The organism is Glutamicibacter nicotianae, from assembly GCF_002797775.1.
Lineage (GTDB): Bacteria > Actinomycetota > Actinomycetes > Actinomycetales > Micrococcaceae > Glutamicibacter > Glutamicibacter nicotianae.
The window spans coordinates 2,423,744-2,442,866 of the sequence record NZ_PGEY01000001.1 but is presented as its reverse complement, the minus strand read 5'-3'; the positions used below and the strand labels follow the sequence as shown (position 1 = coordinate 2,442,866).

The window sequence follows — 19,123 nt, the reverse complement described above, 5'->3', positions numbered from 1 at the left end:
GCAAGGCTGAAGAATTCCTCCAGTGCGGGCCGGTAGCCTGAGAATATGTTGATCGCAGAAAAGCTCTACTTGCTCATGGCCGATGACTCCGAGAAACCGGAAGCAGTTGTATCAGCTACGGGATACGGCATGAACGCCGCCATCATCACAGACCTGATGGTTGCCGGGCGTGTGGCGCTCAGCGAGGATGAGCAGCGGCAGATCCAGCTCATCGGTGCCGGGCCCTGCCCGGATCCAGTGCTTGCCGCGCCATTGGAGCAGCTGGAAAGGCGGGGCAGCCTGAGCCTGGATGACGCGGTGAAGATCAATTCCCTGTGCGATGTCCGGTTGCTGACCGATTCCCTGGCCAAGGGCGGAATTATCGAATACGGCGAACGCACGATGCTGGGCTTGGGAAAGCAGCGGGTGCGCATCATCAACCAGCAGATCCAGCGCCAGATCAGAACCGACCTGCACGGTGCCCTTCACGGGCAGAAAATCCCTGGAACCAGCGATACCACCGTGCTCGCAATCCTTCAGGCCGTAGGCCTGGTGCACCCTGTGCTGGAGGACGAGCTGGCGCCCATGACTTCGGCCCAAGCGCAGTCCCGGATAGCGGAACTCGCGCAGGATTCACCGGCAGCGGATTCGGCACAACGAGCAGTGGCAGCGATGAACGCCGCCATTGTCAGTGAGCGCGTCATTCCGCCTGCGCCAGGCAAGAAATAGCCGACGGCGCACGCCACCAACGACGTGCCAAAGGGGTCAACGCAGGGTGCTCAACCCAGCATCAATGACCACTTGGACGGTGGAACGGTAATGGTTTCCGAGCAGTTCTCCGAGCAGGTCGGCATCACGAGCCATAGCGGCATCCAGGATTTCCTGGTGCTCCTTCTCGACGTTGCGCTTGCCAGCCGCCTTCGACGGGGCGGCCCAGCGCCGGTAGAGCTCGGTGAAGTTCGCCAGGTCGGCGGATAGCTTGAGCATCGGCTGGCAATCGCAAGGCACCAGCAGAGCATGGTGGAATTCGCGGTGCGCTTCGGACCACGCAGGGTTGAGAGTGCCGGGTTCCTCCGGCAAACGGCGTGGGGTGCGCGAGAGCTTGTGATGGGCCGCAATCACCTTGGATTCCCATGCGACATCTCCGCGTTCCACTGCCAGGCGGGCGGCCAGCGCTTCGGTGGAGCAACGCAGCTCGGTGATATCCGCCAGCTCGCGCAAATCGAGATCCGGTACGAAGAAGCCGCGGTTCGGGCGGATGACCACCAGATTTTCGCCAGCCAGCCGGGTCAGCGATTCGCGGATCACCGTCGTGCTGGTTTCGAACTGCACTGCCAATGCGGTCGGCTGCAGACGGTCGCCGGGGGACCAGAAGCCATCAAGGATGGTCCGGCGGATGCCCTCCAGGGAATGAACTGATGCCTTTGCCACGGGGCCTCTTTCCTGCGCGAGAGATTAAATCTGACGTTAATAACAATAATCATATTCTTCGCCGAGGATAGATAATCCACGCGCGGAGGGCAACAGAACATCGGGTGAATGCTGGCAATTCGCCGAAGCTGTTTACCATTCTGGGCAACGGTCCTAGGCTCGGGGCATGCCAGTGAAGATCCGCACGATCCAGACCGCAGTGCCCGCGACGCAACTTGCCCAGGACGAAATCCGTGATGTTTTCGCCAGCCAGCCGAATCTGAGCCGGCTGGGCGAACGGCTCATCGCCACCTCCTTCAACTCCGCCGCGATCAGCACCAGATACAGCTGCGTCGACGAATTCGACCTCACCCTGCCCCCGCCGGAACGGCCGATGTTCTATGACCGGGCGGCCGGACTCCTGCTCTCCCCGAGCACCGCCGAACGCAACAACGTGTACGCCAAGCAGGCAGGCACGCTCTTCACCGAGACCGCGAAGAAGGCGCTGGATGCCTGCGAGGACTTGGCGCCGGAAGACATCACCCACGTCATCACCGTCTCCTGCACCGGGTTCTACAACCCCGGCCCGGACTACCAGATCGTGCGGGCGCTGGGGCTGGCACCAAGCACCGTGCGCCATCACCTGGGATTTATGGGCTGCTATGCCGCCTTCCCCGCCCTGCGCGCGGCCCGCGATTTCTGCCTGGCCGACCCGAACGCCACCGTGCTGGTGGTCTGCGCAGAGCTGTGCACCTTGCATGTGCACAGCTCCAATGACCCGGACACCATCATGGGGTCTGCCATCTTCGCCGACGGGGCGGCCGCGGTGATCGTATCGGCAAAGGGCAGCGGGCCGCTGCAGATGGACGGCTTCGAAACCGTGCTCACTCCGGTAGGCGAGGAAGCGATGGCGTGGAATATCGGCGATCACGGATTCGAGATGGTGCTGGGCACCTACGTCCCGCACATCATCGACGAGCACATTACCGCGGCATTGCAACCGCTCCTGGACAAGGACACCGACTCGGAACTCTCGCTTGAGAAGATCCAGCACTGGGGACTGCATCCCGGCGGCCGGGCCATTCTGGACCGAGTGCAGAACCGGCTGGGCCTGGATGACCGGCAGCTGGCGCCGGCCCGCGCGATCCTGGATGGCTACGGAAACATGTCTAGCGCCACGGTGCTTTTCGTGCTCAAGGAAATTCTCGATTCTGCTGAAGCAGATAGCGGGGATCGAGTCTGTTCCATGGCTTTCGGCCCGGGGTTGACCGTTGAAACGGGGCTGTTCACCGTATCCAGGAGAGAATGATGCTCCGGCTGGAGCGGGATACGGCAGCCATCGAGGAAATGGACCGGCCGGATTGCGACCCGGTGCTGCTGCGCCGCACCTACGCCCAGTTCCCGCTGGTGAACCGGGTCGTGGCGGGCTGGCGGAGCAACTACCTGGAATGCATCCGTCCGTTGCTAGTGCACCGGGCACGGGCCATAATACTGGACGTGGGCTGCGGCGGCGGGGATATCGCGGCGAATCTGGCCCGGTGGGCGCTCGCCGACGGGTTCGAGGTTGCAGTGCATGGCATCGACCCGGATCCGCGGGCCATCGGATACGCCCGGCAAGCGCTGCACCGCAGCAAGCTGCCTGCAGGGGCACTGGAATTCCGCGAGACCACCAGCACCCGGCTGGCCGCCGCCGGCGAGCAGTACGACCTGGTGCTCTCCAACCACCTGCTGCACCATCTGTCACCGGATGAGCTGCAGCAGCTGCAGGAAGACACCGAGCAGTTGTGCACCGGTCTCGGGGTGCACAGCGATATCCGGCGCTCGCCGATGGCGCTGGGACTCTTCGGCCTGGCGACCCTGCCCTTGGCCGGCAGCTCGCTGATCCGCCGCGACGGCCTGACCTCCATCGGGCGCAGCTATGTGCCCGAAGAACTGGAGCAACTGCTCCGGACCGGGTGGGAAGTGCGCACGCAGCGCCCGTACCGCAACCTGCTGTGCTGGGACGCTGGACGCCGTGGATGACGTCGCGATCATCGGTGCCGGACCGGTGGGCTTGGCCTTGGCCATCCTGCTCGCCCAAAATGGGCGCAGCGTCCGGGTCTTCGAGCAGCGCAGTGCGCCGGCAGCCCACTCGCGGGCCTTTGGCCTGCACCCTCCGGCACTGCAGGTCCTGGATCAGCTCGGAGTGGGGGAGGCCGCGCAGCGCCACGGCGTGCAGATCCGCGGCGGGCTGGGGATCTCGCGCGGGAGGAGCATCGCCGCGATGGATTTCGCCAAGATTGGCGGACCATACCCCTATGTGCTGTCCTTGCCGCAACAGTCCACCGAGCATTTACTGCGCGAGCGGCTGGAGCGGTTGGCACCGGGGTCGCTGATGCCCGGATGCGCTTTCGAGAAGGTACTGGGGCAGTCCGAGCAATCCGTGGAGTTCCTATCCGGCGGCACCGCTTACCGGGCCCGATGGTTGGCCGGTGCCGACGGGGTCCGCTCCGCAGTCCGCACGGATCTCGGGATGGACTTTGCAGGAGCAAACCATCGTGACAGGTATCTGATGGGTGACTTTCCCGATACCACTGGACTGGCGCATGCTGCGGCGCTGTTCCTGCACCAGCAGGGGATTGTCGAATCCTTTCCGTTGCCCAGTGCACGGCGGCGTTGGGTGGTGCGCGTCGAACAGAAGCTGGCCGATGATTCACCGGAAGCCTTGGCCGAGATGATCTTGAGCCGCACCGGATACCTGCTTGATCCCGGGGCCTGCACCATGACGAGCTATTTCGGCACTGCTACCCGGATGGTGTCCTCGATGGTCCACGGGCGGGTGGTGCTGCTCGGGGACGCGGCCCATCAGATCAGCCCCATCGGCGGGCAGGGGCTGAGCTTGGGGCTGGCTGATGCGCAGGCAATAGCCGACCTCATTGCTGCCGGTGCACCAGCTGGTTCACTGGATGATCTGCGGCTCGCGGCCGCCCGCAGTGCTGCCCGGCGTGCGCAGGTCAACATGCTGCTGGGGCGGGCCCTGCCGAGCTGGTCCGTCCCGCTGCGGGATACGGCGATTTCAGCATTGGCTGCCAACGGCTGGTTGAAAGAGAAAGTGGCGCGCAGTTTCACGATGACTTCGCCCGGGCAGAGGACTATTCCCGTTGCATGACGAAATGGCAAAGCTTCGGTTGCTGGTTGCGTGATTGCATCTATCAGTGCGGTACCCGGCGACGCGGACAGCGCAGGTCGTGGCAGAAGCGTGACGGCCTGGCCGGATTTGTTGCCTGTGAGCATGCATTGAGCTCAGATAACTTTTATGTCCATCTGTTGAATTAACGGGCTGGGTGACTGCACACTGGTCGGGTGCACTTGCGCATGCAGCGAGGCATGCGCAGCGGAAAGGACCCATCATGAGGATAACGACCAGTGCCGTGCTATGCGGCGCAAGTACCGCCCTTCTGGCGCTCACTGCACTTGTCCCCGCTTCGGCGGCGCCCCCGGAAAAGACCGACAGCATCTGGCTCTCGGGCGAGGTGGCCCATGTCGGCGAGCTTGACGGTTTTGCCGGCAACGCACACCTGATCAGCTTCTTCGCACGCACCACTGGTTCGGGTGATGCAGCTGTGGTGAACTTCGACTGCCCGGCAGGCGAACTGCCGTCGTGGGATCCGGACAGCGGATGCGAGACGCTGGACATCGTGGGAATGTACGGTGACGCGCTTGAAGTGCATATCGACAAGCAGCTGAAGAACGGCTCGGTCAGCGGATCAGTCAGGGCATACCAGGGCGAAGACGAAAACGGCGAGCCGATCTGGGGCGAGACCTACCAGCTGGAGGCGGTCATGGCTGGCACCGGTGACGCGGTGATCACCCGCGAGCACCAGGAAGGTTTCCGCCACAGGAGCAAGGACCGCCCGGCCGCTGCCACCACCGGGCAGCTAGGGGACATGGACCTGGCCGGGGCCGTGGGCAACATTGGCCACTTGAAGGAATCCTTCAAGTACTGAATGCCCGTATGCAGCAGTGCCTCGCCGCCGGTGGTTTGGCGGTGCGGCACTGCTTGCGCGTGCCCAAACTCACCGCCAAACTCTCGCGGATACATGAAACAATAGGTAGCAATGACTTCCATCGATTCCACCCCACTTTCCGCTGAAGAACGCAAGGCGCTGCGCAACGAGCAGGCCGCGGCCCAGCGCGCCCAGCAGCTGCGCATCTCCAAGTCCCGAGCCGAAGCCGAAGGCCGTGCCCAGGTCGTGCCGACCGCCGAAGGCTGGAAGCAGGAGATGGGTGCCGATGGCCGTCCGGAGCTGCAGTTCTCCACCAAGCGCCGCGTCTCCCAGCCGCCAACGCACCTTGCCGACCTGTCCCTGGCCGAACGCCAGACCAAGCTGAAGGAACTGGGACTGCCGGGCTTCCGCGCCAAGCAGCTCTCCGTGCACTACTTCCAGCACTACACCACCGACCCGGAGAAGATGAGCGACCTGCCGAAGAACGGCCGCGAGGAACTCGCCGAGGCGATGTTCCCGAAGCTGCTCACCGAGGTCAAGCGACTGGAAACCGATGACGGCAAGACCATCAAGTTCCTCTGGCGCCTGTTCGACGGCTCGCTGGTCGAGTCGGTCTTGATGCGCTACCCGGGCCGCATCACCCTGTGCATTTCCTCGCAGTGCGGCTGCGGCATGAACTGCCCGTTCTGCGCCACCGGCCAGGCGGGTTTGACCCGCAACATGTCCACTGCTGAAATCCTTGACCAGATCGTCCAGGCCAACCGAGTGATCGCCGAGGGCGGACTGGGCGGACGCCAGCACCCGGATGAGCGCGTGGGCAACATCGTGTTCATGGGCATGGGCGAACCACTGGCCAACTACAAGCGCGTGATGAACGCCGTGCACCGCATGGTTGCCGAGGCCCCGGAAGGCCTGGGCATGGCGGCACGCGGCATTACCGTTTCCACCGTCGGCCTGGTTCCGGCGATCCGCAAGCTGGCCGACGAGAACGTCCAGGTCACCTTCGCCCTGTCGCTGCACGCCCCGGATGACGAGCTGCGCGACGAACTGATCCCGGTGAACTCGCGCTGGAAGGTCGACGAGGCGCTGGATGCCGCCTACGACTACTACGTGAAGACCGGGCGCCGCGTCTCGATCGAGTACGCGCTGATCAAGGACATGAACGACCACGAGTGGCGCGCGGAAATGCTGGCCAAGAAGCTCAACGCCCGCGGCCGCGGCTGGGTGCACGTGAACCCGATCCCGCTGAACCCGGTGCCGGGCTCCATCTGGACCCGCAGCGAACCTGACATCACGTCCAAGTTCGTGCGCCGCCTGGACGAGCTGGGCGTGCCGACCACGCTGCGCGATACCCGCGGCAAGGAAATCGACGGCGCCTGCGGCCAGCTCGCAGCTGACGGCGACAAATAGCAAACTTCGTGGAGACCAGCTTTCGCTGGTCTCCACGGTTCTTTAACCGGATGCCTTCAAGCAGGAGGGCTGCACGTCGATGTATGGTTCAACTATGGCCGTTTCAGACCCGATGTTCCTCGACAAGACCAATCCTGAGCTTTGGAACTCGATTGGCCGATTCTCCAAAGACGTCACCAAGTCCTACCGCGCCGCCGGGATCAGCGACCGCACCGCCGAGCTGGTCAACCTGCGCGTATCGCAGATCAATGGCTGCGCCTACTGCCTGGACCTGCATGCGCGCAAGGCGCTGGAGGCCGGCGAAAGCCTGCAGCGGATCACCCTGCTGCGCACCTGGGATGAATGCGGGGGATTGTTCACCGAAGAAGAATGCGCAGCATTGGCCATCGCCGAAGCAACCACTGACTTGCCGATACCCGATGAGCGCATAGCTGCGGTGGCCTCGGCCCGGCTGGTGCTGAGCGATGAGCAGGTGGCCGCGATCCAGTGGATCGCCATCGCCATGAACGCCTTCAACCGGATTTCCATCCTTTCGCGCCACCCGGTCAAGGAACGCGAACTGGACACCACGGGCAAATAGCCAAAGGCCGCCGTATCCCGCTTGGGGATACGGCGGCCTTTGCCGCGGATGCGCGCCGGGCGTTCTGCCTACAGCTTTTCCTGCGGGCTGGTTGCGCGCACGGCTTCGGTGAAGCGGCGCTCGAATTCTCCAGCGGAAACCATTTCGCGCTCGACGCGGAACGAGGATTCCTCGATGCCCAGCACCGCTGCGATCAAGGAGCGGGTGTAGAGGGAGATCTTGCGGGACTTGCGGGTGGAAGTCACATGATCCAATTCGGGAACCCAGATGTTCCACCAGCCGGCTTCCTTGGCGACTACTGCCTTGAAAACGCGCTGTTCACTCATGTCTCGTCCTGCTCCCTGCGCTGCTGCGCTCAGTGGCCTTTGCTCTCTCCAATAGTCCACTACCTGCAGCCATGGCGACAAGTCGCCTGCTCCGCCAGCGCTACTTCGCCAGCGGCGCCCCGTCCTTGCCGACCGCGAAGCGCACGACATCGTCGTAGGCCCTCCACTCGGTCTTTTCCAGCTGGTACTGCGAATCCAGCTGCGGGAAGATCTGCACCGGGGTCAAGGTCAGCTCGGCGCCCTGCGCGGTATTGGCCACATCGATCTGCAGGTGCCCATGGTGCAAGCCGCCGGAGACCAGCTGCGGAACACCGTTGGCATCCTCGGCCCAGGTTTCCGGCTCATCGGCGGGGGCCGACCACTGCGAATGCGAGTTGAAGCGCAACGGCTCGTACTCGCCTTCGGCATTCTTCACCAGCTTCTCGCCGCGCAGGCCATCGGCTGCCACGCCGACGTCATAGGAGTGGAAGCCGCGTCCGTCGCCGTCCTCATCCACCCAGGAGCGCTCGAACATCTCATCGTGGCCGGAGATCACCGCTGCCACGCCGTGCTCCTCGAACATCGGGGTGTAGGCGCGCATTGCGGTGCCCGACTGGTTATCCGGGTGCTCATGGTTGGGCGGGGTGCCGTGCACGCCGTTGGAGTAGGCCGCGTGGTGGAACTGGACCAGCACGATCTGGCCCTTGGCGCGGGCATCGGCCAGCTGCTTCTCGGCCCATTCCCACTGCGCCGAGGCGGCATCCATATTGGGCAGGTCCACGTCCTTATCGGTGGATCCGGGGAACAGCTCCTTGAAGCCCTGGACGTGGGACTCGAAGGTGAACTCGCCTTGGGTATCGGTGGACAGCTTCGCCGCGTCCATATTCGTATCATCGCCCGAGAACTTCTCCCCGGTCAGCTGGCCGGTCCGGGTGTTCTCGTCCGGGCGGCCGTTGGTGGAATCCAAGGTCAGCACGGTGACCGGCCCGTGATCCACCCGGTAGTAGGAGCCCTTGTACTCGGGGTGCTGCGGATCGCGCGGCAGCGAGAAGTAATCCAGGAAGCGGTTGCGCGAGATGACCGCCGGGGTGCGGTCGGCATCCGTGCCGTAGCCGCCGTTCAGCGCGGCATAGGTTTCCCAGTTGCCCAGCGCCGGAAGCAGCGGGACATTGGAGGCCAGGTCCGAATGCTCTCCGGCCACATGGCCGAAGAACTCATCCCAGGTCGGCTGGTAGCCCGAACCCTGGGTGAGGTCGCCGGCCATCATGACCAGGTCCGGATCGGCGGCCTGGATGTGCTTGAGGTTCTCATTGAAGGCGGTGGACTGGTCCAGCGGGTAGCGCAGGGTCGGCTCGCCGTAGCGGGTGGTCATGCCGAACTGCTGGTCCCATAGGGAGTCCGTGCCCGGTCGTTTCAGCGAATCCGCGGTGTAGCCGTTGACCGGGGAGAGTTCCCATTCGCGGTGCTCGGTGCGTCCGCGCGGCTCGGTCTCGGAATCGGAGAACGCGATGATGCGCACGTTCTTCCAGGCCTCGCCCTTGGGCGCCGTCTTGAAGGCGGCGCTGTGCGTTTCGCCGGACTGGGTCACCGTGTAATTGCAGGTCTTTCCCGGCTTGAGATCCTCGAAGGTCACCGAGTGCTTGTAGTTCGAATTCGACTTCAGCCACGAGCCCTGCTCCAAGCCCGCGATCTGCTCATCGAGCTCGGCCTGGGTGTATTCCATGAGATCCAGGTATGCCGGCTCGCTGCTCTGCTTGGCAGACTTGCCCAGGCCCGGTCCGCTCATGCTGATGGTGCCCGGCTCATCGGTTTCGCTGATCCAGTTGATGGTCATCGGGGTTGAAGAAGGAGCTTGCAGGTATGGCAATACGCGGAACCCGGGTGCGGGGTCCTTGGCAACTGCCGCGGGAAGAGCGGAAGCCGCGGTTGCAGGCGAGGCTGCCGCTCCGGCGGTTGGCGCCAGGGCCAGGGGGAGCAATACTGCGGCGGCCAGGGCTGCCGACAGTGGCTTGTTCATGGTTCGTTCTCCTGTGCGAGGTGTCGCCTGCAATAGGCGGATACTTCGAGGATGCTCGGGGCGGATGCCCCAAGATGGACGGGAGGCAAACGGAGGGTGAACCGGGGCAGTGAGCCTGCTCACCGGCTTCCGGTGGGCGCAATGCCACGCTGGAGCCGATAGCCTTGAAGCAGATAGCGCAGAAGGCCGCGGCGAGGATGCTGCGGTTCTTCGATGCCTGCGGAAAGAAGGACAAACAGTGCAAGCTTCCCAGCGTTCCAAAGTAGCTCCCTTTGAAGTGATGCAAATTGTTGACCAGGTCGCTACGATGCGGGCCTCTGGTCATGACGTGATCTCGTTGTGCGTGGGCGAGCCTGGCGGCGGTGCGCCAGCAGCCGTGAATGACCTGGCCGCAAAGCTGCATGCCGGGCACGCCGACTTCGGGTACACCTCGACCGCGGGCCTGCTCGAAACCCGACAGGCCCTGTCCAAGCACTACCTCGATACCTATGGGGTGCAGATTCCGGCCAGGAACTTCGTGATGACCACCGGGTCCTCCGGAGCGTTCCAACTCTCGTTCCTGGCAGCCTTCGATGCCGGAGATGTGGTGGCGCTGGCCCGTCCAGGCTACCCGGCCTACGCCAATATCCTCGGGGCCCTGGGACTGGAAGTGGTGGACCTGCCCACCGGTGCGGCACAGCGCTACCAGCCCACCGTGCAGCTGCTTGACGCGGCCAAGAAGCAGTATGGACGCCTGGACGGGCTGGTGATCGCCTCGCCGAACAATCCCACCGGTACCATGTTCAGCGCACAAGAGCTTTCGGACCTAGCCAGCTGGTGCGAAGCCAACGGCGTGCGGCTGATCAGCGACGAAATCTATCACGGCATCGAGTTCGTCCCAGAGCGAAAGGGGCACACCTCGTGGGAGTTCTCCCGCACTTCCATCGTGGTCTCCTCCTTCTCCAAATACTGGGGGATGACCGGCTGGCGCCTGGGCTGGATGACCGTGCCCGATGATCTGGTGGCCACCGTTGACGCGCTGGCCTCGAACCTTGCGCTGTGCGCTCCGGCGCCGGCGCAGCGTGCGGTCGTGGCAGCCTTCGAGAAGCAGAGCCTGGATGAAGCCAATGAGCGCGTGGCAGAGTTTGCCCGCACCCGGGCCCACGTGCTGGAGCACCTGGGCAGCCTGGGGATTAGCGAGGCGGCGCCCGCCGATGGGGCCTTCTACCTCTATGGCCGTTTGGCACCCGAAGTGCTGGAACTTTTCGGATCTGCGGGGCAGTACTGCCAAGCGGTTTTGGAACACGCGCACGTGGCGCTGACCCCGGGAGGCGACTTCGATCCGTTCGAGGGTCACCTGTTCATCCGCCTGTCTTTTGCAGCTGGATACGAGCGTGTGGCAGAAGCTGTGGAACGCGTAGCGGCATTCCTCCGCCAGAGCCTGGCAGGCAGCTAGATATCCACAGCTGGTGAGCTTGGCGCGGTGCGCGGTGCTTGAACCACAGACAGTTGAAGGCAGTAGCGAAACACTACTGCCTTCAACTGCTTTAAGGAGCCACCCATGCCCGCGGTACTCGAACCCGTCGACCATGAATGCCTTGCCTGCTTCCTCTATCGGGCCCTGAGAGCCCAAGGATGCGACGGGACCCATCTCTTCCTGCTGGCCTATCGCGACGAGAGTGCCCCGCGGGCTACCGCGGTGGAACGGAAGATGCAGCTGCTGGGCGGTTACTGCGATTGCGAAGTGCTGGCCAATGCCATCCGCCCGATCACGCGCGAGGCAAGCAACGCCTTGGAAGACGAGGTGGATCTTGTCTGCAAAGGAGTACGCCGCGGCACAACCCAACCTTGTGAACATTGGTTGATGCGCCGCGGCGTACAGTGGGGTGGCGGACAATTCCGCCGGAGAAGTGCTTGAAAATCAGTCTTCGATGGTCTTGCTCTTCGGCTTGCGGGCCTTGAGCAGTTCGACACCGATGGGGATGACCGAGATGAGGACGATCAGAATGAAGATCAGGTCGATGTTCTCTTCGATCCACGTGAACTGTCCCAGCCAGTAGCCCAGCAGGGTGACGCCGATGCCCCACAGGGCAGCGCCGATCAGGTTGTAGAAGACGAAGGTCTTGTGGTTCATCTTCGCAACGCCAGCGATCACCGGGACGAAGGTGCGGACGATTGGCACGAAGCGTGCAAGGATCACCGCGCGGCCGCCGAACTTCTCGAAGAATTCGTGGGCGCGTTCAACGTTCTGCTGCGAGAAGAAGCGGGAATCCGGCTTCTTGAAGATGGCAGGACCAGTTTTCTTGCCGATGATGTAACCGGTCTGGTCGCCGGCGAAAGCGCAGACGAAGATCGCTGCGCAGAAGAGCCACAGCGGGATGTGGATGGTGCCGGTGGCGATGAGCATGCCAACAGTGAAGAGCATCGAATCGCCGGGCAGGAAGAATCCCACCAGCAAGCCGGTCTCAGCGAAGACAATGGCGCACACCAGCAGCAGGACCCATGGGCCAAGCGCAGGGTTGTTCAGGAAGACGGCCGGGTTCAGCCAGTCGGGCAGGAATGCCGCGCCCAAGGTCGGGGCCGCATAATCGGTCACAAGCGAAAGAAACGAAGAATGGTCTAGCACAGCAAAAATCCTACGGGAATACGCTGTGAGTTTCCCAGAGAGGAATCCGTGACGTCTGATGGGGGATAACCCGACCACAAGCGCGGAAATCTCCAATTTGTTCGTTGACCCGGTGGATCATGGTATTTCCCAGGGCCTGCATCACGAGGCGAAGGCGCATCGCGCAGCGGCGAGTTGCCAAGCTCACAGCAGGTTTCCAAGCATTGATCAGCATAGTTGCGTCGGGAAACTGGTTTCGGTCCATGACAACGGTCATGGGCAACCCATGACTTTCTGCTCTTCTGCCCGCCTGGCAAACGGAGAAAACTGGGAGTCATGGAAACGCTGACAAAGACCAATGCAGTTTCGCTCAGCGGCTTGAAGAAAACCTTCTCAACGCCGCGCAGCAAGGTCGAAGCCGTCAAGGGCATCGACCTGCGGATCCAGACCGGTCAGATCGTGGCCTTCTTGGGGCCCAACGGAGCCGGCAAGACAACAACCGTGGACATGATCCTCGGCCTGACCCAGCCCACCGAGGGATCGGCCCAGATCCTCGGCTTGGACCCGCGCCAGGCGGTCCTGGCTGGCAGGGTCTCGGCAGTGCTGCAAACCGGCGGGCTGCTGCGCGACATGACCGTCAAGGAAACGGTGTCGGTCATCGCCCACATGCATGAGCAGGCAGATCGCATTGGTGAGGTCATGGAACGCACCGGACTGGACAAGATCGCCAAGCGGCGCGTGGGCAAATGCTCGGGTGGCGAGCAGCAGCGCATCAAGTTCGCGTTGGCGTTGCTGCCGGATCCGGATGTGCTGATCCTCGATGAGCCTACTGCAGGGATGGACGTGATGGCCCGCCGGGATTTCTGGGCCGCAATGCGCGTCGAAGCCACCGAAGGACGCACCGTCATCTTCGCCACGCACTATTTGGAAGAAGCGCAGAACTTCGCAGAACGCACCGTGCTGATGAAGCACGGGCTCATCGTCGCCGACGGCGCCACCGAGGATCTGCGCAAGCTCATCTCCGGACGCACCGTCAGCGCTTCCTTCCCCTCGGCCGAGCATGCCGAACGGGCCGCCGCCTCCAGCGATTCGGTGCAGGTGGCTGAACGCAATGGCTTGCGCTTCGCCTTCCGCAGCTCCGACTCCGACAGCTTCGCATCCGCCCTGCTGACCGAGTACCAGGGCTACGACCTGGAAATTTCCTCGCCGAGCCTCGAGGACGCTTTCATCCAACTGACCAAGGACCCATCATGATGAGCACCTACATCCGCGTGGAATTCGCGCGGCACTTCCGCGATGGATACAACCTGATCTTTGCCCTGCTGCTGCCCGCGGCAATGTACATCCTGTTCGGCAGCATCCCCAGCTACACCGAGTTCGAGCTGGGAGCCGGTAATGTGAAGTTCTATCTGATGATTTCCATGGCGGCCTACGGAGCGGCAGTCAGCACCGTGGCCATCGCTGGCACCGTGGCCACCGAGACCATGCAGGTGTGGGGCCGGCAAATTTCGCTGACAAAAATGCCGCCGAGCATGTTCGTCAGCAGCAAGATGATCGTCGCGGCCACCGTTGCCGGCGCCTCGGCAGCGCTCGTCTTCGCCCTCGGCGCCGCTACCGGAGCCGAAGCGCAAGAAGGCTGGATCTGGGCCGCGAGCTACCTGATCATCCTGCTCGGTGCCATGATCTTCGCCTGCTACGGGATCGGGGTGGGCATGGCGTTCAAATCCGAATCGGCCCTGGGCCTGGCCTCGGGACTGATGGTGTTCTTCGCCTTCTTCGGCAACGTGTTCATGCCTCTGCAAGGAGGCATGCTCGACGCGGCCCGCTTCACCCCGATGTATGGCTACGTCGCGCTGGCCCGCCACCCATTGCTCAAGGACATGCCTGCCGGGGTCGATATGGCACCGGATGCGTTGTGGATCCCAACCGCTAACCTGGTGGCATGGGCACTGATCTTCGTTCTCTTCGCGGTCTTCGCCACCCGCAAGGCCAAGGCGCGCCAGTGAGCCTACGCCAGCCTGGCTCCGCGCCGGTGGACGACCCGCTCTGCGGCCTCGACGAAGACCAGAAATTCTGGGATCGCCGAGGCTGGCTGGTGGCCGGGGTCTGGGTGATCTTCCTGGTCTTCCCTGTGCTGGACCTGCTCGTCGAGGACTATTCGCTGCCCACCCGGATCATCGGCTTGGCGCTGATTGCCCTCTTCGCCGCCGTGTATTTGCAGTCCTATTCGAAATTCTCCTCGAAGATCGGGCAGGGCGGAACCAGTGCTCGCCGGGCGCACGTGAACTTCCTGGTGCTCTGCGCGATTATTGTGCTGGGCATCCCGGTCGTCGGGTTGACCACCATGGGGCTTTTCCCCTTCATCACCTCCTTCGCGATCTTCCTGCTGGGCAGGAGGTGGGCCATCGCGGCCTACTCGGCGGTGCTGGTGCTCAGCTTCGCGTTGCCAATCATCTACGGCCAGTTCATGGACGCGATCTTCCTGATCGGCCTGAACCTCGTGCTGATGGTGGTGTATGCGATCACCGTGGCGGCCATCCGGCGCTCGACCGAAGCCGAAAAGATGCGCAGCGACTACCTGCTGGTCGCCGAACAGGAACGCGTTGCCCGGGACGTGCATGATGGGATCGGCCATTCGCTCACCGCATTGAACCTGAAGGCGCAGCTGGCCCTGCGCCTGCTGGACCAGGAGCAGTACGCCCAGGCCCGCGGCGAACTGGAACAGCTCAGCGCCTTGGCCGTCGATGCGCTGGTCTCCGTTCGCACCACGGTGCAGGGGCTTAGCCGCCAGGACCTGGTCGCGGAATTGGCTGAGCTGCGGCAGGCCTGCAACGACAACAACCTCGAATTCACGGTGGCCGGAACCGCCGAGCAGGTCCCGATGCAGCTGCGGTCGCATGTGGCATGGATCCTGCGCGAAGCGGTCACCAATGTGCTGCGCCATGCGCACGCCAGCAGGATCGTGCTGCAGCTGGAACCCGAACACGTCAGCATCGAAGATGACGGCGACGGGCTGCAGGCCAGCACGCCCGGCCACGGGATCCGCGGAATGCAGGAACGCGCCAAGCAGTTCGGCGCCAGCTGCACGGTGGGGGCCTCGCGGCTGGGCGGAACCAGTGTGCAGGTAGCCTTCGCGGCAGAGGGGAACGCCCGATGATCCGGATACTCATTGCCGATGACCAGCATCTGGTGCGCGGCGCGATGGCAGCCTTGCTGAATCTCGAAGAGGACATCGAGGTCGTTGCGCAATGCGCCGACGGAGACGAAGTTGCCGCCGCGCTGGATGCGCACCGGGCCGATATCGCATTGCTGGATGTGCAGATGCCACGGCACAACGGGCTGAGCACCGCGGCAGAACTGAAGGGCAGCCACCCCGAGGTGAAGGTGCTGATCCTGACCACCTTTGACCGTCCCGGGTATTTCCGCCAGGCCTTCGAAGCCGGAGCGCATGGTTTCCTGGTCAAGGATTCTCCGCCAGCGGAGCTGATTGCCGCCATCCGCAGGGTCTATGGCGGGGACAAGGTGGTGGATCCGCAGCGTGCGATGCTCAGCGTGGAGAGCCGCAGCAACCCGCTGACCGGGCGCGAACGCGAGATCCTGGCCTTGGCCGCGTCCGGTGCGCCGGTCTCGCAGATCGCCTCGACGGTGCACCTGTCGGTGGGCACCGTGCGCAACCACCTGTCCAATGCGATCGGCAAGACCAGCACGGCCAACCGCATCGAGGCAGCGCGTTACGCCAGGGAGATGGGCTGGATCTAGCGCATCACGAAGTGCATGATCATGCCGATGACCCAGATGGAAGACGCCAGCAGCACGCAGCCGAATTCCACCACGATGCCCAAGCCCATGGCCTTCAGCGCAGCCCAGGATGAGCCGAACGCCCCGGAGACCTCGCGGCGGCGCACGCTTTCACCGGAGAACAGGCCCACCGCGAAACCGATGAACATGCCGACGACCGGGATGATGAACGCGCCGGCGATGGCACCGACTACCGCGAAGAGAATGGATCCCTTGGGGATCTGATGTTCCTTGAGCTTCTTGCCGGTCAGGATTGCTGAGGCCGACCAGCCCAGCAGGGCGATCGCCATGCCCAGTCCGGCCGCCCACCAGGAGGCGCCGGATCCCAGCAGCCAGCCCCAGGCCAGGAGCGTGCCGATGGTCAGCAAGGACCCAGGCAGCACCGGGAAAATAGTGCCCAACGCCGAGACGACGAGCAGCAGCCCGGCGATGATGGTGTAAATAATCTGTGCATCCACACGCCCAGTTTCGCACACGTTTCCATCGGCCCGGAGGCAAGCGGAGCGTGGAGAGGTTCCGCAGGCTGGCCGATTCGCGATAGATTGCCTAGGACGCATGATGAATCGGGGAGGATCCTGATGGGCAAGGACAATAATGCACGGGTCGGCGTAGGGATTGCCGGGTCCACCGCCGTGGTGCGGCTGGAGAATCCGGGCCAGTTCAATGCGCTCACCAAGGACATGTGCCTGCAGCTGGTGGGTGCCTTTGCCGGTCTGGCGACCAATGACGAGGTCGCTTCCATTGTGGTGCGCGGCGCCGGAGGGAACTTTTGCGCCGGGATTGCCATCGATGAAATGGACCAGGTGCTCTTCGACCGGGATGAGGACGGGGAGCTGATCAACCACTTCGATCTGCTCGACAAGATCATCGTGGGCTGTCCGAAGCCCACCATTGCGGTGGTGGAAGGCAATTGCTTCGGCGGTGCCTGGCAGCTGGCTTCGGCCTGCGACATCCAGCTGGCCTCGGACAATGTGCGCATCGCGATTACCCCGGCAAGAATCGGCTTGGTGTTCCCGCGCCCGGGCATCGAGCGGCTGGTGCGTGCCGTGGGGGAGCACCGGGCCAAGTACCTGCTGCTCTCCGGAGCGGAGGTGTCCATTCCCGAAGCCGAACGCTGGGGCATGTTCACCAAGGTGGTTTCCCATGGGCAGCTCGAAGAGCAGCTGGACGCCTTGCTGGGCCAGCTGGCGGCGAACTCGCCGTATTCCATTGCCCGCACCAAGGAAGCCATCAATCTGGTGAGCGCTGGGGAAGCCGCCGACAGCTGGTGGGAAACGCTATGGGAAGAGAACGGGGAGAACGCGGACCTGGCCGAAGGCAGATCCGCGTTCCTGGCACGCCGCACACCGGACTACAGCGCGCTGCCCAAGTAGGGTCCGCTAGCGTTGCTCGGCGGTGAACTGGGCGACCAGTTCGCGCTTGAGAATTTTTCCGCTGGGACCCAGCGGGAACTCGGTGACGATCTCGATCAGCCGCGGGTACTTGTACGCGGCCATCTGCTCGCTGGCCCACGCCACCAGATCCTGCGCGCCCAGTGTGGAGCCAGCCTCCAGGGTCACCGAAGCGGCGATCTCCTGCCCGTGGGTTTCATGCGGCACCCCGTACACGGCGGCGTTGGAAATCTCCGGGTGGGACACCAGGACCTCCTCGATTTCGCGCGGGTACACGTTGTAGCCGTTGCGCAGGATCATGTCCTTGGTACGGTCCAGGATGCGCAGGTAGCCATCCTCGTCCTTCGTGCCCAGGTCCCCGGTGCGGAACCAGCCATCGACCACCGCTTCGTCTGTGGCCTCGGGCCGGTTCAGGTAGCCGGAGAACAGGTTATGCCCGCGGACCACCAGTTCGCCCAGCTCGCCGCGCGGCAGCAGCTGGATCTTCTCCGGGCTGGCCGGGTCCGCGATTTCCACATCCACTCCCCAGACCGGGGTGCCGACGGTGCCGGGCCGCGGTTCGACGCCCACATGGTTGAAGCAGGCCACCGGAGAGGTCTCGGTCAGCCCGTAGCCTTCGTGGATCCGCGCGCCGAAGCGCTGCTCGAAGGCGGTCAGGATGGATACCGGAAGCGACGCTCCGCCGGAAATGGCGTAGCGCAGCTTCTGGGGCGTCTCCGTGCGGTGCTTGCCCGCTTCGAGCAGGGCCACATACATGGTCGGCACCCCGAAGAAGACATCGATGCCCGCGTCCAGCAGCAGCTCCAGGGCGCCTTCGGCGGTGAACTTGGGCAGCAGCATCAACTCGGCACCCACCCGCAGCCCGGTATTGAGCACGCAGGTCTGGCCGAAGGTGTGGAAGAGCGGCAGCCCCCCGAAGAGCCTGTCGCCGCGGCGCAAATCCATGGTGTTCAGCAGCGTGGTGTGGGTCTGCTCAATCAAGGCAAGGTGCGTGCCCAGCGCACCCTTGGGCTTGCCGGTGGTGCCCGAGGTATACAGGATCGTGGCCAGGTCCTCCGGGCGCCGCGGCAGGTAGGTGGCAATCGGCGTAGCCGCCCGGGCCAGGTCTTCGAGCCGGTCGGTGCCCGAGTCTTCCGGCGCCAGCACGCTGAGCACCGGGACGCCTGAAGCGGTGGCTCCGGCAGCACCCTCGGCGAGCAGCGGCGCGGCACAGATCATCAGCTTGGCCTCGGAGTCCTCCAGGATGTAGGAGATTTCGCGGGCCTTGAGCAGTGCGTGCACCGGCACCACCACGGCGCCCAGGGCCAGGACCGCATAGTAGGCGCGGGCGAAGTCCGCGACATTGGGGATGAGCAGAGCCACCCGATCACCCGCCGTGATGCCATGGGCCTGCAACGCCCCGGCATAGTTCCGCGTCTCATCCCATAGCTGCCTATAAGTTGTGCTGTGGCCATCGACGGTGATGGCGTTCAGTTCGCCGTAGCGGGTGGCCCCTTCTGCGAGGATTGCTGCCACTGAAACAGTGAGATTGGATGCGGGAACGCTCATGGTGAACTCCTCGGGTGAACCAACAATGCCTGTGTGCTGTGTCACATTAAAGCATAGTGAAACTGCGGTTCATCGCAAGGCATCCAGTTCCGTAATATCTTGGGTGGCAGCAAAT

20 protein-coding genes are annotated in these 19,123 nt (G+C 63.7%); 14 read left to right on the top strand and 6 right to left on the bottom strand.

Going from position 1 to position 19,123, the window contains the following annotated elements; translation table 11 throughout:
* Window positions 1-45 precede the first annotated feature (45 nt).
* Complete coding sequence (locus tag ATK23_RS11345; RefSeq protein ID WP_066141987.1) at window positions 46-708, top strand: GOLPH3/VPS74 family protein; 663 nt, start codon at window positions 46-48, stop codon at window positions 706-708.
* A gap of 36 nt (window positions 709-744) precedes the next feature.
* Here the strand turns inward: ATK23_RS11345 and ATK23_RS11340 are convergent, their stop codons facing one another.
* Entirely contained in the window at window positions 745-1,410 is a 666-nt protein-coding gene (locus ATK23_RS11340) for a GntR family transcriptional regulator (RefSeq protein WP_066141985.1), read from the bottom strand.
* 166 nt (window positions 1,411-1,576) lie between these two features.
* On the opposite strand from ATK23_RS11340, the gene ATK23_RS11335 reads away from it, so the two are divergent.
* The 6 genes from ATK23_RS11335 to ATK23_RS11310 all read left to right on the top strand — a co-directional run bounded on the left by ATK23_RS11335 (window position 1,577) and on the right by ATK23_RS11310 (window position 7,365).
* Entirely contained in the window at window positions 1,577-2,698 is a 1,122-nt protein-coding gene (locus ATK23_RS11335; RefSeq protein ID WP_066141982.1) for a type III polyketide synthase, read from the top strand.
* Window positions 2,698-3,411, top strand: coding sequence for a methyltransferase domain-containing protein (locus ATK23_RS11330; RefSeq protein ID WP_083515620.1), 714 nt, complete (start codon window positions 2,698-2,700; stop codon window positions 3,409-3,411). Before ATK23_RS11335 ends, ATK23_RS11330 begins: the two co-directional genes overlap by 1 nt.
* A complete protein-coding gene (locus ATK23_RS11325) occupies window positions 3,404-4,537 on the top strand; it encodes an FAD-dependent oxidoreductase (RefSeq protein WP_066141976.1) in 1,134 nt (377 codons plus the stop codon). The genes ATK23_RS11330 and ATK23_RS11325 overlap by 8 nt, the downstream gene beginning before the upstream one ends.
* A gap of 241 nt (window positions 4,538-4,778) precedes the next feature.
* Window positions 4,779-5,375 carry a hypothetical protein gene (locus tag ATK23_RS11320; RefSeq protein ID WP_157066398.1) on the top strand — a complete coding sequence of 199 codons (597 nt, stop codon included), beginning with the start codon at window positions 4,779-4,781 and terminating at the stop codon, window positions 5,373-5,375.
* Window positions 5,376-5,486: 111 nt separating this feature from the next.
* Window positions 5,487-6,785, top strand: coding sequence for a dual-specificity RNA methyltransferase RlmN (rlmN, locus tag ATK23_RS11315; RefSeq protein ID WP_066141971.1), 1,299 nt, complete (start codon window positions 5,487-5,489; stop codon window positions 6,783-6,785).
* Between the two features lie 94 nt (window positions 6,786-6,879).
* Window positions 6,880-7,365, top strand: coding sequence for a carboxymuconolactone decarboxylase family protein (locus tag ATK23_RS11310; protein WP_066141969.1), 486 nt, complete (start codon window positions 6,880-6,882; stop codon window positions 7,363-7,365).
* A 68-nt stretch (window positions 7,366-7,433) separates the two neighbouring features.
* Here the strand turns inward: ATK23_RS11310 and ATK23_RS11305 are convergent, their stop codons facing one another.
* Window positions 7,434-7,691 (bottom strand): hypothetical protein, encoded by a 258-nt coding sequence (locus ATK23_RS11305; RefSeq protein WP_066141967.1) that lies wholly within the window; start codon window positions 7,689-7,691, stop codon window positions 7,434-7,436.
* Window positions 7,692-7,791: 100 nt separating this feature from the next.
* The gene (locus tag ATK23_RS11300; RefSeq protein ID WP_066141964.1) at window positions 7,792-9,687 is read right to left on the bottom strand and encodes a metallophosphoesterase family protein; all 1,896 of its coding nucleotides are present in this window, start codon (window positions 9,685-9,687) and stop codon (window positions 7,792-7,794) included.
* A gap of 280 nt (window positions 9,688-9,967) precedes the next feature.
* On the opposite strand from ATK23_RS11300, the gene ATK23_RS11295 reads away from it, so the two are divergent.
* Both ATK23_RS11295 and ATK23_RS11290 read left to right on the top strand, forming a co-directional pair.
* A complete protein-coding gene (locus tag ATK23_RS11295) occupies window positions 9,968-11,122 on the top strand; it encodes a pyridoxal phosphate-dependent aminotransferase (protein WP_167550512.1) in 1,155 nt (384 codons plus the stop codon).
* 105 nt (window positions 11,123-11,227) lie between these two features.
* On the top strand, window positions 11,228-11,584 hold the full coding sequence (locus ATK23_RS11290; protein ID WP_066141960.1) for a DUF2695 domain-containing protein: 357 nt from the start codon (window positions 11,228-11,230) through the stop codon (window positions 11,582-11,584).
* A 3-nt stretch (window positions 11,585-11,587) separates the two neighbouring features.
* Here the strand turns inward: ATK23_RS11290 and ATK23_RS11285 are convergent, their stop codons facing one another.
* Complete coding sequence (locus ATK23_RS11285) at window positions 11,588-12,262, bottom strand: DedA family protein (protein ID WP_245858380.1); 675 nt, start codon at window positions 12,260-12,262, stop codon at window positions 11,588-11,590.
* Between the two features lie 345 nt (window positions 12,263-12,607).
* Here ATK23_RS11285 and ATK23_RS11280 point away from each other — a divergent pair, with 345 nt between their 5' ends.
* Genes ATK23_RS11280 through ATK23_RS11265 form a run of 4 tightly spaced genes read left to right on the top strand, consistent with a single transcriptional unit; the run spans window position 12,608 to window position 16,030 of the window.
* Entirely contained in the window at window positions 12,608-13,525 is a 918-nt protein-coding gene (locus tag ATK23_RS11280; RefSeq protein ID WP_066141957.1) for an ABC transporter ATP-binding protein, read from the top strand.
* Window positions 13,522-14,277: an ABC transporter gene (locus ATK23_RS11275; RefSeq protein WP_066141954.1), complete on the top strand. Its 756-nt coding sequence runs from the start codon at window positions 13,522-13,524 to the stop codon at window positions 14,275-14,277. The genes ATK23_RS11280 and ATK23_RS11275 overlap by 4 nt, the downstream gene beginning before the upstream one ends.
* Window positions 14,274-15,428 carry a sensor histidine kinase gene (locus ATK23_RS11270; RefSeq protein WP_066141951.1) on the top strand — a complete coding sequence of 385 codons (1,155 nt, stop codon included), beginning with the start codon at window positions 14,274-14,276 and terminating at the stop codon, window positions 15,426-15,428. Before ATK23_RS11275 ends, ATK23_RS11270 begins: the two co-directional genes overlap by 4 nt.
* Window positions 15,425-16,030, top strand: coding sequence for a response regulator transcription factor (locus tag ATK23_RS11265; protein ID WP_066141948.1), 606 nt, complete (start codon window positions 15,425-15,427; stop codon window positions 16,028-16,030). Before ATK23_RS11270 ends, ATK23_RS11265 begins: the two co-directional genes overlap by 4 nt.
* Here the strand turns inward: ATK23_RS11265 and ATK23_RS11260 are convergent.
* Window positions 16,027-16,527 carry a DUF456 domain-containing protein gene (locus tag ATK23_RS11260; RefSeq protein ID WP_066141945.1) on the bottom strand — a complete coding sequence of 167 codons (501 nt, stop codon included), beginning with the start codon at window positions 16,525-16,527 and terminating at the stop codon, window positions 16,027-16,029. The genes ATK23_RS11265 and ATK23_RS11260 overlap by 4 nt on opposite strands.
* Window positions 16,528-16,647: 120 nt before the next feature.
* On the opposite strand from ATK23_RS11260, the gene ATK23_RS11255 reads away from it, so the two are divergent.
* Complete coding sequence (locus ATK23_RS11255; RefSeq protein WP_066141942.1) at window positions 16,648-17,442, top strand: enoyl-CoA hydratase/isomerase family protein; 795 nt, start codon at window positions 16,648-16,650, stop codon at window positions 17,440-17,442.
* A gap of 6 nt (window positions 17,443-17,448) precedes the next feature.
* Here ATK23_RS11255 and ATK23_RS11250 read toward each other — a convergent pair whose 3' ends face one another.
* Entirely contained in the window at window positions 17,449-19,008 is a 1,560-nt protein-coding gene (locus tag ATK23_RS11250; protein WP_066141939.1) for a long-chain-fatty-acid--CoA ligase, read from the bottom strand.
* Between the last annotated feature and the right edge of the window lie 115 nt (window positions 19,009-19,123).

What these genes read in the sequence shown, in the direction of transcription:
- ATK23_RS11305 (WP_066141967.1), bottom strand. Translation starts at nt 7,691, where the DNA reads ATGAGTGAACAGCGCGTTTTCAAGGCAGTAGTCGCCAAGGAAGCCGGC.
- ATK23_RS11295 (WP_167550512.1), top strand. Translation starts at nt 9,968, where the DNA reads ATGCAAATTGTTGACCAGGTCGCTACGATGCGGGCCTCTGGTCATGAC.
- ATK23_RS11255 (WP_066141942.1), top strand. Translation starts at nt 16,648, where the DNA reads ATGGGCAAGGACAATAATGCACGGGTCGGCGTAGGGATTGCCGGGTCC.
- ATK23_RS11265 (WP_066141948.1), top strand. Translation starts at nt 15,425, where the DNA reads ATGATCCGGATACTCATTGCCGATGACCAGCATCTGGTGCGCGGCGCG.
- ATK23_RS11250 (WP_066141939.1), bottom strand. Translation starts at nt 19,008, where the DNA reads ATGAGCGTTCCCGCATCCAATCTCACTGTTTCAGTGGCAGCAATCCTC.
- ATK23_RS11275 (WP_066141954.1), top strand. Translation starts at nt 13,522, where the DNA reads ATGATGAGCACCTACATCCGCGTGGAATTCGCGCGGCACTTCCGCGAT.
- ATK23_RS11300 (WP_066141964.1), bottom strand. Translation starts at nt 9,687, where the DNA reads ATGAACAAGCCACTGTCGGCAGCCCTGGCCGCCGCAGTATTGCTCCCC.
- ATK23_RS11345 (WP_066141987.1), top strand. Translation starts at nt 46, where the DNA reads ATGTTGATCGCAGAAAAGCTCTACTTGCTCATGGCCGATGACTCCGAG.
- ATK23_RS11335 (WP_066141982.1), top strand. Translation starts at nt 1,577, where the DNA reads ATGCCAGTGAAGATCCGCACGATCCAGACCGCAGTGCCCGCGACGCAA.
- rlmN (WP_066141971.1), top strand. Translation starts at nt 5,487, where the DNA reads ATGACTTCCATCGATTCCACCCCACTTTCCGCTGAAGAACGCAAGGCG.
- ATK23_RS11290 (WP_066141960.1), top strand. Translation starts at nt 11,228, where the DNA reads ATGCCCGCGGTACTCGAACCCGTCGACCATGAATGCCTTGCCTGCTTC.
- ATK23_RS11310 (WP_066141969.1), top strand. Translation starts at nt 6,880, where the DNA reads ATGGCCGTTTCAGACCCGATGTTCCTCGACAAGACCAATCCTGAGCTT.
- ATK23_RS11320 (WP_157066398.1), top strand. Translation starts at nt 4,779, where the DNA reads ATGAGGATAACGACCAGTGCCGTGCTATGCGGCGCAAGTACCGCCCTT.
- ATK23_RS11330 (WP_083515620.1), top strand. Translation starts at nt 2,698, where the DNA reads ATGCTCCGGCTGGAGCGGGATACGGCAGCCATCGAGGAAATGGACCGG.
- ATK23_RS11280 (WP_066141957.1), top strand. Translation starts at nt 12,608, where the DNA reads ATGGAAACGCTGACAAAGACCAATGCAGTTTCGCTCAGCGGCTTGAAG.